Below are 17,464 nucleotides of genomic sequence, written 5' to 3' on the forward strand. Positions count from 1 at the left end.
TTTACTAATATAAGCGAAGGGAAGAATAGCATGTCACATTCAATCGAACAACTTTCTATCAACACGATTCGCACATTATCCATCGATGCGATTGAAAAAGCAAACTCTGGTCACCCAGGAATGCCAATGGGTGCAGCACCAATGGCTTATACATTATGGACTCAATTTATGAAACACAATCCAAATAACCCAACGTGGTTTAACCGTGATCGTTTCGTATTATCTGCAGGTCATGGTTCAATGTTATTATACAGCCTACTTCACCTATCTGGTTATGATGTAACAATGGATGACTTAAAGAACTTCCGTCAATGGGGAAGCAAAACTCCAGGACATCCTGAGTATGGTCATACAGCTGGTGTAGATGCAACGACTGGTCCACTTGGACAAGGTATTGCAACTGCTGTAGGTATGGCAATGGCAGAAAGACATTTAGCTGCTAAATATAACCGTGATGCGTATAATGTAGTAGATCATTATACATACGCTATTTGTGGTGATGGAGATTTAATGGAAGGCGTTTCTGCTGAAGCATCTTCATTAGCTGCTCATTTACAATTAGGTCGTCTTGTTGTGCTTTACGATTCAAACGATATTTCATTAGATGGCGATTTAAATCGTTCATTCTCTGAAAGTGTAGAAGATCGTTACAAAGCATACGGATGGCAAGTAATCCGTGTTGAGGATGGAAACGATATTGAAGCAATCGCGAAAGCAATTGAAGAAGCGAAAGCTGACGAAAAACGCCCAACGCTAATTGAAGTAAGAACGACAATTGGTTTCGGTTCTCCAAACAAATCAGGAAAATCAGCTTCACATGGTTCTCCACTTGGTGTAGAAGAAACAAAATTAACGAAAGAAGCATATGCTTGGACTGCTGAGCAAGACTTCCATGTAGCAGAAGAAGTATATGACAACTTCCGTAAAACAGTACAAGATGTTGGTGAAACTGCGCAAGCTGAGTGGAACACGATGCTAGGTGAATATGCGCAAGCATACCCAGAATTAGCAAACGAATTCCAAGCAGCAATGAACGGTCAACTTCCAGAAGGTTGGGAGCAAAACTTACCAACTTATGAATTAGGATCAAAAGCAGCAACTCGTAATTCTTCTGGTGCTGTAATTAATGCAATTGCAGAGTCTGTACCATCATTCTTCGGTGGATCTGCTGACCTTGCTGGTTCTAACAAGACATACATGAATAACGAAAAAGACTTTACAAGAGATGATTACAGCGGTAAAAACATTTGGTACGGTGTACGTGAGTTCGCAATGGGTGCAGCAATGAACGGTATTGCACTACATGGCGGTTTAAAAACTTACGGTGGTACGTTCTTCGTATTCTCTGATTACTTACGCCCAGCAATTCGCCTTGCAGCATTAATGCAATTGCCAGTAACGTATGTATTCACACATGACAGTATCGCTGTTGGTGAAGATGGTCCAACGCATGAACCAATCGAGCAATTAGCAGCGCTTCGTGCAATGCCAAATGTTTCTGTTATCCGTCCTGCTGATGGTAACGAATCTGTTGCAGCTTGGAGACTAGCTTTAGAATCTACAAACAAACCAACTGCTTTAGTATTAACTCGTCAAGACCTTCCAACATTAGAAGGTGCAAAAGAAGATACGTATGAAAAAGTAGCAAAAGGTGCATATGTAGTTTCGGCAAGCAAGAAAGAAACGGCTGATGTAATCTTACTTGCAACTGGATCTGAAGTAAGCCTAGCTGTTGAAGCTCAAAAAGCATTAGCAGTAGACGGCGTTGACGCAGCTGTTGTCAGCATGCCATCTATGGATCGCTTCGAAGCTCAAACTGCAGAGTACAAAGAATCTGTATTACCAAAAGCAGTAACAAAACGTTTCGCAATTGAAATGGGTGCTACATTCGGATGGCACCGTTACGTAGGTCTTGAAGGAGATGTGTTAGGTATCGATACATTCGGTGCTTCTGCTCCTGGTGAGAAGATTATGGAAGAGTATGGATTTACTGTAGAGAACGTTGTTCGTAAAGTAAAAGAAATGCTTTAATGATTTCAGAAAAATCTCTCCAGCATGGAGAGGTTTTTCTATGTAAATGAGTTTTTTCGACAGAAAAAGTTTTTTATCTCTCCGCAGTCAGACAATCATTGCAAACTTTCTTATATATAATGAAGAGAAAAGGTTGTCCAGATTGGGAGTGGAAAAATGAAAACGTATGAATTGTATTTAATTCAAGAGGATATTGCGAAAGCTTATTTTGGTCGTGAATATTTGTTTTTTGATTTATTTGCTCGATTTTCAGAATCTGGGTCCCTTTCGGAGAAAAAAGTGTTATATAAGCAAATGATGTATATAACGATGCCATTGCAAGTAATGAAAATTCATCATAAATTAGAACAAGCTTTGCGCGTTCTTGGTAAATATGATAGAACACATCATACACATACACTTTATACGGGAGCGGAGTACGGCGAAATAATGGTGAAACCGCACTATATTCGTATGAATACCTCTGGAAATGTCTCTATGGAAACGACATTCTTTGAGGTGTTAAGAAAGTGTGAATTAACATTTTTAGCGATGGATTATGAAAATACAAAGTACGGATGGCTGAATCCTCTAAAACAAGTACGAACATATGTGTAAAAAATGTCGAATTGTATCTTGTCTTATTGAAAAGGTTTTAGTACACTGTAAGGTAGACAACATGAAGGAGGAAAATATATGCCAATTTGGTTAGGTATTCTAGTGGGCGTAGTAGCACTAGTAGCAGGCGTGGCGTTAGGATTTTTCATTGCCCGCAAATACATGATGAATTACTTACAAAAAAATCCACCAATTAACGAACAAATGTTAAAAATGATGATGATGCAAATGGGACAAAAACCTTCCCAAAAGAAAATCAATCAAATGATGAGCGCGATGAACAAGCAACAAATGAAATAAGCGCTAAAAGACACTCGCTAAGAGTGTCTTTCTTTTTGTTAGTTATAGTTTTTAAAACTTTTAAAAATTCTGTATTTTTGGTAAACTGAAAACATCGCTCATTTTAAGGGAGGAGGAAAAAAATGAAAGTATTTATGAATTTAGCGTGTTTTTTTAAACAAGAAAAACGAGCGTACATAACTGGAATTATTTTATTGTTTGGCGTTGCACTTCTAGAACTTGTAGCACCAAAAGTAATTGGAATCGTTGTAGATGAAATTAATGATGGAACATTGACGACCGATAAGTTACTAAAATGGGTTGTATTATTAGTAATTGTAGGTATTACGATGTACATATTACGTTACATATGGCGTATTATGATTTTCGGGTCTTCATTAAAATTAGCTCGCCAATTACGAAAAAATTTATATGAACATTTTACAAAGATGAGTCCATCTTTCTATCAGTCAAATCGAACAGGTGATTTAATGGCACATGCGACCAATGATATTCAAGCGATCCAGCAAACTGCTGGAGCGGGTGTTTTGACGCTTGTTGACTCATTAGCTGTCGGAGGATGTGTACTCGTAGCGATGGGTTTTACAATTAGTTGGAAGTTAACATTATTAAGTTTAATTCCAATGCCGATTGTAGCCATTTCGACAAATTATTATGGAACGTTATTACATAAAAGGTTTCATAAAGCACAGCAATCGTTTTCGGAAATCAATGATAAAGTGCAAGAGAGTATGAGTGGGATGAAGGTAATCCGGTCTCTTGGACAAGAGAAAGAAGATTTGCAGGCGTTTCGAAAAAAATCAGAAGATGTTGTACATAAAAATGTGTTAGTTGCACGTATTGATTCGTTATTTGATCCGACAATCTCTCTTATCGTTGGATTTTCTTTTTTAATCGCAGTATGTTATGGATCGGTATTAGTTGTAAGAGGTGAATTAACAGTAGGTGATCTCGTTACATTTACGACATATTTAGGTACCCTCGTTTGGCCAATGTTAGCGTTTGGGTGGTTGTTCAATATTATGGAGCGTGGGCGTGCATCATATGACCGTGTAGAAAAAATTCTTTCACAAAAATCAGATGTAGTAAATAGCGAAAATGCTGTACATACAATAGCGAGCGGTAATGTTTCGTTTGCCGTTGATTCATTTTCGTATAAGAAAAATGAATTGTTACATTTAACCGATATTCACTTTGATTTGAAGAAGGGTGAAACACTAGGAGTTGTAGGACGTACAGGCGCAGGGAAAACGACTTTATTAAAATGTTTAATCCGTGAGTATGATCATTTTAATGGTGAATTAAAAATTGGGAAGCGAGATATTCGAGATATAACACTTCATGGTGTCCGTTCTGCCATTTCATACGTGCCGCAAGATCATTTTTTATTTTCAGCAAGTATTGGTGAGAATATTGCCTTTGGAAAGGCGGATGCTACATATAATGAAATTACCGAAGCTGCAGAGATTGCTTGTATTCATAATGACATCCTCCAATTTTCAGAAGGATATGAAACAGTAGTAGGGGAAAGAGGTGTTTCGTTATCTGGTGGTCAAAAACAGCGAATCTCTATTGCTCGTGCTTTATTAACAAATGCTGAAATTTTAATTTTGGATGATTGTTTATCAGCAGTAGATGCAAAAACAGAAGAGACGATTTTAAGTGCCTTAAAGAGGGAAAGAGCAGGGAAAACGACGATTATTACTGCACACCGATTAAGTGCAATTCAGCATGCCAATCTTATTCTTGTTGTTGATGAAGGTAGAATTGTACAAAGAGGTACACATGAGGAATTAATGAAGGAAAACGGCTGGTATAAGGAAATGTATGAAAGCCAGCAATTAGAAGCTTTAGTCGAGAAAGGAGGCGTATGATGGTAGAGAAGAAGCGAAGTGATTTAAGTAGATTGCTTTCCTATATGAAGCCATATAAAGGGTTGCTATCTTTAGCATTTATCTTTTTAGTTGGTGCGACAGTAACGGAAATGATGGGTCCTTTTTTAATTAAACAATTCCTCGATGAACACCTAGTACCGCGGGATTTTGAACGATCAGCGCTCGTTACTTTATTTGTAATTTACATAGTTGCTCATTTATTAAAAGTATTATTTACGTATTTAAATCTATTGTACTTTCAGAACATTGCTTTTAAGATTGTTCAAGATATGCGAGTTGAAGTATATGAACATGTTCAAAAGCTGTCATTAAGTTTCTTTGATCGTACGCCAATTGGTACGCTCGTATCTCGTATAACGAATGATACGGAAGCGATTAAAGATTTTTATGTCAGTGTATTATCAACATTTGTGAAAAATGTAGTCTTTTTAGTAGGCATTTTAGTAGCGATGTTTTTATTAGATGTAAAATTAGCGCTATTTTCTCTCGTATTAATTCCGATAATGTTTGCGATTATGGTATTATATCGCCGGAAAAGTGCAGCTTTTTATTTAGAAGTACGTAATCAACTAAGCGTGTTAAATGCAAAGTTGAACGAGTCCATACAAGGAATGAATATTGTTCAAGTGTTCAGACAAGAAAAACGTATGAGAAAAGAGTTTGAAGAAGTGAATAATAAACATTATAGTGCAGGGCGACGTACTTTGAAGTTAGACGCATTACTTTTACGACCAGCTACGGATTTAGTGCATATTGTAGCTATTGCGTTAGTACTAGGTTTATTTGGGATTGATGCTTTAAAGAGCCCTGTTGAAGTAGGAGTTTTATATGCTTTTGTTAACTATATACATCGTTTCTTCCAACCTGTAAATGAGATGATGATGAAATTGTCCTTTTTCCAACAGGCACTTGTTTCGTCATCACGTGTATTTCATTTAATGGACGAGAAAGATTTAGCACCGGTTCAAAAAGGCAATGAGAATCCTCAAGTCGTGGATGGAGATATTGAATTTAAAAATGTTACTTTTTCATATGATGGAAAGCGTGACGTTTTAAAAAATGTATCATTTCACGTGAAACAAGGGCAAACGGTTGCTTTTGTTGGGCATACTGGTAGCGGAAAAAGTACGATTATGAATTTGTTAATGCGATTTTATAATATTAAGTCAGGAAATATTGTAATAGACGGTGTAGATTTAGAAAAATTTGAAGAACGAGAAATTAGAAAGAAAATAGGACTCGTATTGCAAGATGCATTTTTATTTGCTGGAAATGTAAAGCAAAATATTCGTATGTATAATGAAGAAATTACGGATGAAGAAGTAAAAGAAGCTGCTCGATTTGTGCAAGCGAATACGTTTATTGAAAAGTTACCAAAACAGTATGAAACAGAAGTAGTAGAAAGAGGTGCAGCATTTTCAAGCGGTCAACGACAATTAATTGCTTTTGCTAGAACGATAGCAACGAATCCGAAAGTATTAGTATTAGATGAAGCAACAGCTAATATCGATACAGAAACAGAAGAGGCTATTCAAACAGCGTTGCAACAAATGCGAAAAGGTAGAACGACGATAGCCATTGCGCATAGGTTATCTACAATTCAAGATGCAGATCAAATTTTTGTGATGCATGATGGAGAGATAGTAGAAAGAGGAACACATCAAGAATTACTAAGTGAGCAAGGTTTGTATTATAATATGTACTTGCTACAAAATAAAGTGAGTTTGCAAAAGGCCTTGTAACACAAGGTCTTTTTTATTTTGTATACAAAATATGTTTACTCTTTGTTTCTATAGCATAAATGTCGTGTCCTCTTATGAAACTTGTACATATTGTATGTATACGAAGTAAAAAAATTGATAGGAGATTTTATATGTAAAACAGATCAAGTTCAAATGTTACGTTTATTGATGTGTCTCATTGGGAAGGGAATATTGATTGGAATGCAGTGAAGGCATCTGGAATTCCAGCAGCGTATGCAAAAGCGACAGAAGGTGTAAACTACATTGATCCTACTTTTACTAAAAATGTACAAGCAGCCCGAAGTGCGAATGTATTAATTGGTGCATACCATTTTGCACGTCCAGAACAAAATGATGCAATTTCAGAGGCGAAATATTTTGTGAGTATATTACAAAGTAACCAGACAGACTTAATGCCAGTTCTGGATTTAGAATCACCAACAGATCCGAGCAACAGTAATTTAACTGGTAACGCTATATCGAATTGGGCAAGAAGCTTCATAAATTATGTGAAACAGGCTACTGGAAAAGATGTAATGTTATATACAGGAGTTTGGTATATTAATGAGTTCAGAATTAGCGGATTAAGTGATATACCGCTTTGGATTGCTAAATACTCGAGTACAACGCCTGCTGATGCTGGTGGATGGACAGCGTGGACAGCGTGGCAGTACACAGATTCTGGACAAATTTCAGGCGTAGGAAATTGTGATGTATCAGCTGCAGTTTCATTAGAAGCTTTAAAAGGGAATGGAGCAAGTGGTGGAGGTAATGTTTCCCCGCCTAATAATGCAACTCCAGTGTACGGGGTTGCTATAATTAATGGAGATAATGTGAATTTGAGAAGTGGACCATCTTTACAGTCTAGTGTAATTCGCCAATTGAATCGTGGCGAAACATATGAAGTTTGGGGAGAACAAGATGGATGGCTTTGTTTAGGGACAAATCAGTGGGTATATAATGATCCGAGTTATATTCAGTATAAACATTATGTGGCGACTATTACTGGTGATAATGTAAATTTGCGTGATGCTCCATCATTAAATGGAAATGTTATAAGATAGTTACATCAGGGTGAATCGTATCGAGTATGGAGTAAGCAAGATGGATGGCTTTGCTTAGGGACAAATCAATGGATATACTACGATCCGAGTTATATTCAGTATGGTGTACAATAGAGTGAAAATAAAAGGTGCCCCGTCAGAGGTGCCTTTTATTAAAAATATACAACTTTTACAAAGTCTATATCGAAACCATAGTATACTATAGTAGAAATATTTATAAAAAATAATCGAAAATGAAATAAAGGAGTAAAAATATGAATTATGTGCTAATAGGTGCGATTTTAATATTATTAGCTGTAGCATTTGTGCTGTTTTATAAAAATAAACAGTTAGAATCAGAGAGTCAGCAAGTAGAATTTGAAAAGAAACAAGCGATTGAAACGTATAAAAATGAAATTGCAGCTACAGTGATAGAGCATAAAGAACAACAAAATAATTTAAAAAATATGGAACAGAAAAAATACAATGATTTACAAGTAAGTGCAAATAGAGAAATTGAAAATATGCGTATGATGAAAAATCAATTAGCTATGCAGCATAGTAAAGAACGTAGTGAAATGCAAAATAAACATAATAACGAAATACATATGTTTCAAAAATTAATTGCAAATTTACGAGAATATACTAAAAACGGTGCTGAAATGAATACGTACGAAACATTACATTATATGAAGCGAGGATTCATAGAGCAAGGTATCATATTAGATGCTGAAATTCAAGTCATGCCGAATGTTTTTATTAAAAATAATAGTGAAATAAACGATAATAGAATCCATCATCTCATCTTGTGCAAAACTGGTATTTATCTACTGGAGACGAAAGAATGGAACGAGAAATTAATTCATGGTTTAACGAAAGAAAATGCTGGTATATATTCATTTATGATTGATGAAATGGGTAAGTATCAACAAGAAGTTGATAAAGAAGAGACATTTGAATATATAGTAGGTAAAGATTCGTCAACTATACAAGTGAAAAATGAAGGGAATCCAGTATATAAGGCGAAGAAACTATCTAAAATTTTATACAATTGTTTGAATGAAATGCAGGCTAATAGTATAAAAGAAAAGGTAAAACCAGTTGTATATTTTTATAATAAAAATGGAAAAGCAATAGTAGACCTTTCTAGTGAGGAAACACCTAGATTAAAAGATCGGGAGCAAATTGTAACGTTCTTCAGAAATGAAATCTTAACAGGGACAGTAGTATATACAGAGCAAGAATTAGAACAGATTCGAGAAATGATTAGCCGGATGAACTATATAGTGAGTTAAAAGGGGAGATCTTTCTGAACGATATGCTGCGTAGCATTTTGTATGGCTATTTTTGTTTGTATATAGTAATGTACATTGTATTTATATTCGTCATTGATATGGTCCATATACCCTTAAGGGTAAGGAGCATTTTGGTAGTATTCATACCATTTGTTTTATTAGTCATGATTCAAAGGGTTATTTTATATGTTTCTAAAAATCGTAATGAAGAAAAGAAGCAAATGTTGGGGGTTTTAATAGTAGCACTCATACCATTAATAGTGTGCACTGTACAATTAAGTGTAAATGAATATACATCAAAGTTTAATCAGAATAGATGGTTAAATCATGCAGATAAGCGGGTACATATGGTAGATGATCTATTACAAAAATATAAATTAATAGGGAAATCAAATGAAGAAATTACACAATTGTTAGGAGCCCCAACGGAAACGAGAAGTGGGGAAGAAGGAGTTATCACTTTGTATTATCTTGGGACTGAACGTGGCTTTATTCCAATAGATAGCGAACAGCTTGTTTTACAATTTAATAGAGATGGTAAAGTTATGGAATATACGGTGTATAAAGATTAAAGAAACGTGGAGGGAAGCTATATGTTATAGCTTCTTTTTTATTTTTCAATATGTCAAGGAAGGGGGAGAAGGTTTTTGAGTGGAATAAGGAATGAAAGCGGAGGTGATGCATATATATAGATGCATTGGGTGATTATTCGCCCGATTGCTGAGGGTTAATAATCAATAAGTACGGACAAAAAACCTACTGATGAAAGTTTCACTTTATCATATTGTATAAATGAAAAGGAGGTAAGACGGTGAAAGCAATCCCGACTGATGTCCTGAGTAAAGAATTGATGGAAAGAGAAGGAGTTATATCTATTACAGTAAAGGAATTTGAAAAGATAGAAGTAGCTGGAGTAGTAGTCGCTGGTCCAGCGGTTATTTTGATTAATCAAGATTAAGTACATATCATTGAAATAAAAAGCATCCGTTTAGGATGCTTTTTATTTGTATGTAAGGATAAATATGATGGATAATTGTGTTACTGGAGGGAAAGTCTGTGGCAATTATTATAACAATGTTAGTAATGGGTATTTTATTAGGATTTGTTGGAGCTGGAGGAGCTGGGTTTATTATCGCGATACTCACTTTAGTATTCCATATTCCTATTCATGTTGCTCTTGCAACATCTTTAACCGCAATGGCGTTTACGACATTATCAGGTGTTGTCAGTCATTACCGTGAAGGCAATGTAGCACTTATTATAGGCGGGATTGTTGGGGGATTTGGCGCAATTGGCTCTTATATTGGTTCTAAATTTGGTTCACTTATACCAGCTCATCTTCTTCATTGGTTTACAGCTGGGATGTTATTTTTATCGGCAATTTTTATGTTTATTAAATTAATTATGTTCCAAAACAAAGAACAGTCGTCTTTATATAAACATAAAGAGTTTCCCGTTAACTACTTGTTGAAATGTATATGCCTTGGATTAGTTACTGGAATGATGGCTGGTTCATTTGGGATTGGTTCTGCACCGTTTATTCAACTTGGATTAATGGTTCTATTGGGACTAACGATTCAGCAATCTGTAGGGACAACGATGCTTGTTATATTACCGATTGCAATTGGAGGCGGGCTAGGATATAGTTCGGAAGGATATTTAGATTATATATTGTTATTGCAAGTATTAATTGGGACCATGTTAGGGGCATATATTGGCGCGAAGTTTACAAATTATGCACCGCGAATGCTTTTGAGGTTTTCGATGATTATGACACCGGTTTTAGCTGGATGTATGCTATTGATGGAATAAAGTGAAATTATAATAAGTAGGGGGGACTGCTTACAAATAGCGGGATAAAATTAATATAGCAAACTATTAATATATTTTACGAATGAATTATGTAGGTAATTCATATTTCCCATATAAAAGGATTTGTTTTAATATTATGAGTGTAAAGTTCGAGTATTCGAAGTACTACTTGAATTATATCCCTATCCCTTTTCTAAAAATGCGAACAAGTTTTGCCCTATTCTATTCAATAGTTAATTGCATAGAAATATATTGTTCGATGACCATTATGGAACGTACATAATGGGAAAATCCCGATCCTTAAAGAGGATGCCCCTAATCTTCATGTGAAAATATGATCGGATAAGAAAGCTGACCAATTGATGGTCAGCTTTCTTTTTGTTCAAAAACTATTTCTTCTTTAATTTCTGTTTGTAATAATAAAGCTTTTCCGAAACGACGTTTACATTCTGCACGCACTTTTTCAATGGCTAGTAGCTGAGTAGTGGCGGGAACGGTGACAATAGCTTGGCGAGGCTTTCGATTTTTTTCACAAAAGACACATTCCACAACATAATTAGAAATCATATTTTCATCCTTCCAGTTTTAATTTCTAAAAAGGGATTGTCTATGAAGTTGATGTAATTTTTCGTCATTGTTTTATTATTTTCCTCTTTTTTTCAAGGGGAAAATAAAAAAGAGGGCGAATTTTAGTAGGGGAGGGATGTTTATGGAGAGATGGATAGGTAGTGCAGCGGTATGTGTAAATGAAAGAAATGAAGTTTTAATGGTACTGCAGGGAAAAGAGGGAGAAGAAAAAAGGTGGTCTGTCCCAAGTGGAGGACTTGAAAAGGGAGAGACACTAGAAGAATGTTGTATTAGGGAAGTTTGGGAAGAAACAGGTTACAATGTGGAAGTTGTAAATAAAATATATGAAAAAGAGGGTATTACATACGGTGTTCCAGTGTATGTCCATTATTATTTTGTTAAACAAATAGGCGGTAATATGAAAATCCAAGATCCTGATGAGTTAATACATGAAATTGCTTGGAAAGGGATACATGAAGTTGAACAATTGTGTTTAGCTTTTCCAGAGGATTATGAATTGCTGTGCCAATATATAGATAAAGAAGCAAGTATGTAAATACTTGCTTCTTTAATGTATCCAAGACAAGAAAAGCGGAACGATAACTAAACTAGCGCCTGCTGTTAAAAGCATAGATAAACTTGCAATTGTTCCTTCCACAGGACCGATTTCGAATGCTTTTGATGTACCGGTTCCATTTGCGCTTGTTCCTAACATAATACCTTTTGCGATTGCTGTTTTAATACGGCAAATACGTATGAGAGAAGGACCGAGCAATGCTCCTGTTAAGGCAGTTAAAACGACAAATACAGCAGTTAATTGTGACATGCCACCAATCATTTCTGAAATAGCCATTGCGATTGGTGTTGTTACGATATGTGGCGCTAAACTATGTTCTAGTGATGAATCAATTTGAAAATAATTTGCTAGTAGTGCTGAAGTAATGACTGATAAAAACGAACCGACAATGACATTAAGTAAGATAGCCATTCCATGTTTCTTTAATAAATCAAAGTATTTATAGATTGGCCATGCAAAAGCAACTGTTGCGGGTTTTAATAATTCAGTTAACCAGTGACCACCAGATTCATATGTTTCATAAGGTGTATTTAATCCGAGCAATAAAGCAATTAAAATAATGGGACAGACGAGAAGAGGAGAAAGTAGACTCCAATTCCAACGTTGATACATTTTTTTTGATATCCAATATGTGAATAGTGTTAATAGTAAACAAAGAAATCCGATCATTGCGTTGATCCTTTCCGCTTTAGTAGCAATTCTGTTAAAAGTCCTGTAACTAAGGTAACGCAAAGAGTGCTAATCATAATAATTAAAATGAGATCGATTCCATATTGTGTTAGTGTATCTCTGTAACGTATGACAGCGACTGCAGAAGGGATGAAAAATAAAATAAGTTCTTTTAATAAAAAATCTGCTCCGTCCTGTATCCATTCTTTTTTAACTAGGTTAAATTTTAATGAAATTAATAATAAAAAAATACCGATTATACTTCCTGGAACTGGGAGGTGTGCCTGTTTTGCAATCCATTCACCTGTCCAAGCGAAAGAAAATAGTAATAAAATTTGTCCGCTTAACTTCCACCATTTCATACAGTAACCACCTCTTTCTTTTTTTACATAAAAATTGTAAAAAAGAATTAACAATTTCTACTATACGTTCATTCGAAATATTTGTCTAATATATAAATTATATGGTATTAATATATTAGACGTATTAATCGAAAGTGAAAAGGGTGTCCAAAAATGGAATTACGGCATTTGCAATATTTTGTTGTTGTGGCAGAAGAGTTACACTTTGGACGGGCAGCTGCTCGTTTACAAATGACACAACCACCACTTAGTCAACAAATACAGCAATTAGAAAAAGAAATGGGAGTTACATTATTTTCAAGAACGAAAAGAAAGGTTGAACTAACAGAAGCAGGAGAAATGTTTTTAAAAGAAGTAAAAAAAGCGTTTGAACAAATTGAAAAAGCAGTAGAAGTTGCACAAAGTGCACAAAGGGGAGAAGTAGGATCACTTTCAATTGGTTTTGTAGGTGCGGCGATATATGATATTTTACCATCAATTGTTAGGGAATATAGAAAGAAATTTCCGAGAGTGTCTGTTGCATTACATGAATTGTCAACACCAGATCAAGTTCATGCACTTCATGATAACCGTATCGATATTGGCTTTTTACGTCCACCAATTCCAACACAATTATTAGAATTAGAGCCAATTCAAAGGTTATCTTGCACCTTATGTTTACCAAAGGCACATCCACTTGCAGAGAAAGATGAAATACATATAGAAGATTTACGAGATGAGCCGTTTGTATTTATTACGAGACCAGTATGGCCAGCTTTGTATGATACAATTTTATCTCTTTGCAGAGAAGTTGGATTTAGTCCACGCATTGTACAAGAAGCAACAGAGTATCAAACAGTTATGGGGCTTGTAGCAGCAGGGATTGGAATTACAGTAATACCCGTATCGGCAAATAAGTTATATAAAACAGAAGTTGTATATAAAGAGTTATATGATTCTAATTTTGTGGCAGAAATGTCAGTGGCTTACAAAAAAATGAATAGTAATCCAGAGCTGCTAGAGTTTTTAAAAATTGCAAGAGAGAAGAAAAGAATAGAAGTAGAAGATGAATAATAGTAGTAACAGAAAATGGATTTAATTCAAATCCATAAAAGTACACCTTATTAAACAATAAAGCGGAAATGCAACTTAAGTTGCATTTCCGCTTTATTGTTCTTTTTTTAGCTCGATACTAAATAGATAAACGTGTTCATTTTCTTTTAAGAGTAGATCAATACCTGTTTCTTCATCAATGGTAGGAACGCTTACAGTTTCTTTACTGGTTTGAATTACAGCAGCTAAAGTTGTTTTTTGATTGTATTTTAAATTTTTTATAGATTGAATTGTAGTAGTTGCAGAGCTATTTACGCTTCGTGGTTCTTCTTCATGAACAAGCGTTGAACCACCTTCAATATTCATATACCACTGCCTTTTTTCTTGTATATCTTTATCGAATTGGAAATGTGGTGGTAAAAAAGAAAGCTTTACTTTCTTTTTTGAAAAATGTGAGGTAGCTATATTAGCAATTTCTTTTGTTTTTTTACCATTGTTATAATAATCAATTGTAGCATTTATTTCATCTTTATCATTTTTAAGCGTAACGTTATAAAACATGCTATTTCTTTCTTGAAAAGGAGTCATTTGTAAAATAGAAGCTTGCTCTTTTGTTAATTTGTATGGCTCAACAATGGCAATTTCATTGTTTTTTAGTTGGCTACAACTTGTGAGTAATAATAAAGACAAGATTGATAGTAATTTTATACGCATGCAATCTCCTCCTTTTTACAATTATATTCTAAATGTGATTTTTTTATCATTTCGTTTTCTAGGACTAAAGACTTAGAAGAAATTCCGATTGTAGTGCGATGTTTAAAATGTCATATTTTTATACACTAGTAGTATAGAATGTGTATGTAATAAGGTAGGGGAAGAATGTTATGTCTTTATGTCGGTTAGCGAGAAAAAATATTAGAACATTTGCTACCAAAAGGATGAAGCAATTTATGTGGATTGCTATGAGTACTATGATTTTGTTTTTTATGATATCGTTACAATTTAATGAAGGAGCTATTTTGAAAGTAGGGGATGCATTTGTATTTCAAATGTATTTTTACACACTTTTTATTGTATTAATTTTCATATGTATTTTTACTACATATAAAATGATGTACTCTCTTTTGCATGTGAGGAGGGAGGAGTTTACATCTTATGTAGCAGAAAATATGAAAAGAAAAGAGGTACTATGTGTATTATGTCAGGAGCAATTATTCATTTATGGAGCAGCATTTGTTTTCGGATTAATTAATGGGATGCTATTTTTGAAATTATTCACGGTTATCTTTATGAAAATCGCAGGGATACAAGGAATAAATAGTGCGCCAATTACAATATATGCAGTTGTAATTATTAGTATAATTATTATGACTGTCGTTTTAATATCGATGATGCAATGTTATCGATTTGTTCGAAGTTTAAAGGGTGAAAATTCGTTGCGGTTTAAAGAAAGGGCATGAGAAATCATGCTTTTTTCTATTTTACACATAAAAATAATCATGTTACAGTGAAAAGACCTGACAAAGAATGGGAAGGAAAGGTTGTATAGAATGACAAATGAACAATCAATTGTAAAAGTCGATCGGTTAACGAAGCGAATCGGATCAAAGACACTTGTACAAAATATTAGTTTTGAAGTGAAAAAAGGCGAGGTTGTCGGTTTACTCGGACCAAACGGTGCTGGAAAAACGACTTTAATGAGAATGATGGTTGGTATGATCCGTATGACAGAAGGTGAAGTATGGATTGATGGTCAATCTGTGAAACAGCAATTCGAAAAAACCGCTGCGAAAATTGGAGCGGTAATTGAGACACCTGAATTTTATCCTTTTTTGAGTGGCTATGAAAATTTAACATATTTCGGACGAATGAATGGTAATGTGACTGAAGAACGTATCGATGAAGTAGTGAAATTGTTAGGGATGGGACAAGTAATTGATCGCAAAGTAAAAGCGTATTCACTCGGCATGAGACAACGTTTAGGAATCGCTCAGGCGCTTATTCACAATCCAGACGTGTTGATACTAGATGAACCGACAAATGGATTAGACCCTAGTGGAATACATGAAATGAGAATGTACATAAAAAAAATTGCACATGAACAAGGAAAAGCTGTACTTGTATCAAGTCACTTACTTTCAGAAGTTGAATTAATGTGTGACAGAGTTATCATTATTCAGCACGGGGAATATGTGGCTACGCAAAATATTCAGCATAGCCAAAGCGAAGAGATGGAGACGATCCGTATACGTGTAGATGATGCGAATAAAGCAGCGGAAATATTAGGGCATGATGTTTTAGTAAAAGATAATGAATTACTTATTAATGTAAAAGATGAAGAAATCCCAAATGTTATTCGTACATTGCTTGAGAAAAATATTCAAGTGTATCGTGTATATGAAGAAAGAAAAACGTTAGAAGAGCAATTTTTAGAATTAACAGGGGGAAAAGATATTGTTTAATTTAGTATATAATGAACTGTATAAAATATTTAAGCGGAAGCGAACGATTATTCCATTTGCAGTTATTGCAGTATTAATAATCGGATTAGGATGGGTTACGGTAAAGTATTTTGAACCGGAAACAAAAGGATGGAAAGTAGATTATACAGAACGTACTGTAGAAATTGAGAAAAAGCTTGGCATGAAAAAAGAAGCTATTTTAGCAGAAAAATCAGGGGATGAGCTTGTAAAAGAATACCAGCTTAAGATGAAGCATTTAGATACGGATACAGCACCGGCAAGCAGTTCTCCACTTTCTTTCATGAGAGATACAGGTTTTATCGTATTTCCAATTTTGCTCCCCTTTATCCTCGTGTATGCAAGTACAATTTTTGCGAATGAATATAGCTGGGGAACATATAAATTTTTAACAATCCGTCCGGCGAGTCGATTTAAAATTTTAACAGCAAAGTTTTTAGCAATCGTTATATTTGCAGCTTTATTGTTTATATTTAATATGATTTTCTCCGCTTTATGTGGACTTGTTATTTATAAATTCCAACAACCTGCATGGAGTGAGTTTATTTTCCAAGATGGAAATATAATAAAACAAAATATTTTTGTGGAAGCAAGTAAATATTATGTTTTATCATGGTTACCAACGGTTGTGTATGCATCGTTTGCATTTATGATTTCTGTGTTAACGAGATCTAGTGGAGGTGCAATTGGTATTTCACTATTCCTTGCTTTATCAGGCAATATTGCGTTATTAGCAGCCACTAGATATAACTGGGCGAAATATTTATTGCCAGCAAACACAGATTTATATAGTATTTCAAAGAATGGAAGTTTTATTGATGGAGTAACATTCCCGTTTGCATCATGTATGTTACTACTTTATTTGTTCGTATTTTTATGTATTTCATATACTGTGTTTTTAAAACGTGATTTAACTTAATAAGAAAAGCCGTTCAGGGTGCTGAGATGCACTGAAGTGCACCCCAATTGTTAGACACAGTCTAACAATTGGAGGTGCATTTTTTATGGCTAAATTTTCTTCAAAAGAAAAAATCCAAGCGGTGAAACGATATTTAGATGGTA

The 17,464-nt window shown here is 34.7% G+C and carries 18 protein-coding genes and 1 pseudogene; 15 read left to right on the plus strand and 4 right to left on the minus strand.

Annotation, left to right across the window (positions count from 1 at the left end; genetic code table 11):
* The first annotated feature begins 30 nt into the window (after window positions 1-30).
* The 10 genes and pseudogenes from tkt (at window position 31) to MR143_RS30295 (ending at window position 10,715) form a co-directional block, all read left to right on the plus strand.
* Window positions 31-2,031, plus strand: coding sequence for a transketolase (gene tkt / locus MR143_RS30250; protein ID WP_000019769.1), 2,001 nt, complete (start codon window positions 31-33; stop codon window positions 2,029-2,031).
* 156 nt (window positions 2,032-2,187) lie between these two features.
* The gene (gene sirA, locus MR143_RS30255) at window positions 2,188-2,628 is read left to right on the plus strand and encodes a sporulation inhibitor of replication protein SirA (RefSeq protein WP_000860645.1); all 441 of its coding nucleotides are present in this window, start codon (window positions 2,188-2,190) and stop codon (window positions 2,626-2,628) included.
* Between the two features lie 78 nt (window positions 2,629-2,706).
* Complete coding sequence (locus MR143_RS30260; RefSeq protein WP_001123317.1) at window positions 2,707-2,928, plus strand: YneF family protein; 222 nt, start codon at window positions 2,707-2,709, stop codon at window positions 2,926-2,928.
* Window positions 2,929-3,050: 122 nt separating this feature from the next.
* Window positions 3,051-4,802 carry an ABC transporter ATP-binding protein gene (locus tag MR143_RS30265; RefSeq protein WP_242281237.1) on the plus strand — a complete coding sequence of 584 codons (1,752 nt, stop codon included), beginning with the start codon at window positions 3,051-3,053 and terminating at the stop codon, window positions 4,800-4,802.
* Window positions 4,802-6,565 (plus strand): ABC transporter ATP-binding protein, encoded by a 1,764-nt coding sequence (locus tag MR143_RS30270; protein ID WP_000229522.1) that lies wholly within the window; start codon window positions 4,802-4,804, stop codon window positions 6,563-6,565. The genes MR143_RS30265 and MR143_RS30270 overlap by 1 nt, the downstream gene beginning before the upstream one ends.
* Window positions 6,566-6,735: 170 nt before the next feature.
* Window positions 6,736-7,743 (plus strand): annotated as a pseudogene (locus MR143_RS30275) (GH25 family lysozyme).
* A 140-nt stretch (window positions 7,744-7,883) separates the two neighbouring features.
* Entirely contained in the window at window positions 7,884-8,903 is a 1,020-nt protein-coding gene (locus MR143_RS30280; RefSeq protein WP_001110270.1) for an NERD domain-containing protein, read from the plus strand.
* 23 nt (window positions 8,904-8,926) lie between these two features.
* A complete protein-coding gene (locus MR143_RS30285; protein WP_199717657.1) occupies window positions 8,927-9,475 on the plus strand; it encodes a hypothetical protein in 549 nt (182 codons plus the stop codon).
* A gap of 239 nt (window positions 9,476-9,714) precedes the next feature.
* A complete protein-coding gene (locus MR143_RS30290) occupies window positions 9,715-9,861 on the plus strand; it encodes a BC1881 family protein (protein WP_000644411.1) in 147 nt (48 codons plus the stop codon).
* A gap of 98 nt (window positions 9,862-9,959) precedes the next feature.
* Complete coding sequence (locus tag MR143_RS30295) at window positions 9,960-10,715, plus strand: sulfite exporter TauE/SafE family protein (RefSeq protein ID WP_000974657.1); 756 nt, start codon at window positions 9,960-9,962, stop codon at window positions 10,713-10,715.
* A gap of 366 nt (window positions 10,716-11,081) precedes the next feature.
* Here the strand turns inward: MR143_RS30295 and MR143_RS30300 are convergent, their stop codons facing one another.
* The gene (locus tag MR143_RS30300; RefSeq protein ID WP_000625227.1) at window positions 11,082-11,282 is read right to left on the minus strand and encodes a DUF3903 domain-containing protein; all 201 of its coding nucleotides are present in this window, start codon (window positions 11,280-11,282) and stop codon (window positions 11,082-11,084) included.
* A gap of 142 nt (window positions 11,283-11,424) precedes the next feature.
* Between MR143_RS30300 and MR143_RS30305 the strand changes: the two genes are divergently transcribed.
* On the plus strand, window positions 11,425-11,838 hold the full coding sequence (locus MR143_RS30305; RefSeq protein WP_000442982.1) for an NUDIX hydrolase: 414 nt from the start codon (window positions 11,425-11,427) through the stop codon (window positions 11,836-11,838).
* Between the two features lie 12 nt (window positions 11,839-11,850).
* Here the strand turns inward: MR143_RS30305 and MR143_RS30310 are convergent, their stop codons facing one another.
* Both MR143_RS30310 and MR143_RS30315 read right to left on the minus strand, forming a co-directional pair.
* Window positions 11,851-12,528, minus strand: coding sequence for an LrgB family protein (locus MR143_RS30310; RefSeq protein WP_000578962.1), 678 nt, complete (start codon window positions 12,526-12,528; stop codon window positions 11,851-11,853).
* Window positions 12,525-12,890, minus strand: a complete 366-nt coding sequence (locus tag MR143_RS30315) for a CidA/LrgA family holin-like protein (RefSeq protein WP_000872376.1) — start codon at window positions 12,888-12,890, stop codon at window positions 12,525-12,527. Before MR143_RS30315 ends, MR143_RS30310 begins: the two co-directional genes overlap by 4 nt.
* Before the next feature lie 153 nt (window positions 12,891-13,043).
* Here MR143_RS30315 and alsR point away from each other — a divergent pair, with 153 nt between their 5' ends.
* Entirely contained in the window at window positions 13,044-13,943 is a 900-nt protein-coding gene (gene alsR / locus MR143_RS30320) for an acetoin biosynthesis transcriptional regulator AlsR (RefSeq protein ID WP_000423234.1), read from the plus strand.
* Between the two features lie 93 nt (window positions 13,944-14,036).
* On the opposite strand, the gene MR143_RS30325 is transcribed toward alsR, so the two are convergent.
* On the minus strand, window positions 14,037-14,636 hold the full coding sequence (locus tag MR143_RS30325) for a hypothetical protein (protein WP_001220627.1): 600 nt from the start codon (window positions 14,634-14,636) through the stop codon (window positions 14,037-14,039).
* Between the two features lie 170 nt (window positions 14,637-14,806).
* On the opposite strand from MR143_RS30325, the gene MR143_RS30330 reads away from it, so the two are divergent.
* The 3 genes from MR143_RS30330 (at window position 14,807) to MR143_RS30340 (ending at window position 17,321) form a co-directional block, all read left to right on the plus strand.
* On the plus strand, window positions 14,807-15,382 hold the full coding sequence (locus MR143_RS30330) for an FtsX-like permease family protein (protein WP_000050625.1): 576 nt from the start codon (window positions 14,807-14,809) through the stop codon (window positions 15,380-15,382).
* Window positions 15,383-15,472: 90 nt separating this feature from the next.
* Window positions 15,473-16,384: an ABC transporter ATP-binding protein gene (locus MR143_RS30335; RefSeq protein ID WP_000180624.1), complete on the plus strand. Its 912-nt coding sequence runs from the start codon at window positions 15,473-15,475 to the stop codon at window positions 16,382-16,384.
* On the plus strand, window positions 16,377-17,321 hold the full coding sequence (locus MR143_RS30340) for an ABC transporter permease (RefSeq protein WP_000482759.1): 945 nt from the start codon (window positions 16,377-16,379) through the stop codon (window positions 17,319-17,321). The genes MR143_RS30335 and MR143_RS30340 overlap by 8 nt, the downstream gene beginning before the upstream one ends.
* The last annotated feature ends 143 nt before the right edge of the window (window positions 17,322-17,464 follow it).

It is taken from the genome of Bacillus cereus group sp. BfR-BA-01347 (assembly GCF_022663835.1).
Taxonomy (GTDB): domain Bacteria; phylum Bacillota; class Bacilli; order Bacillales; family Bacillaceae_G; genus Bacillus_A; species Bacillus_A thuringiensis_K.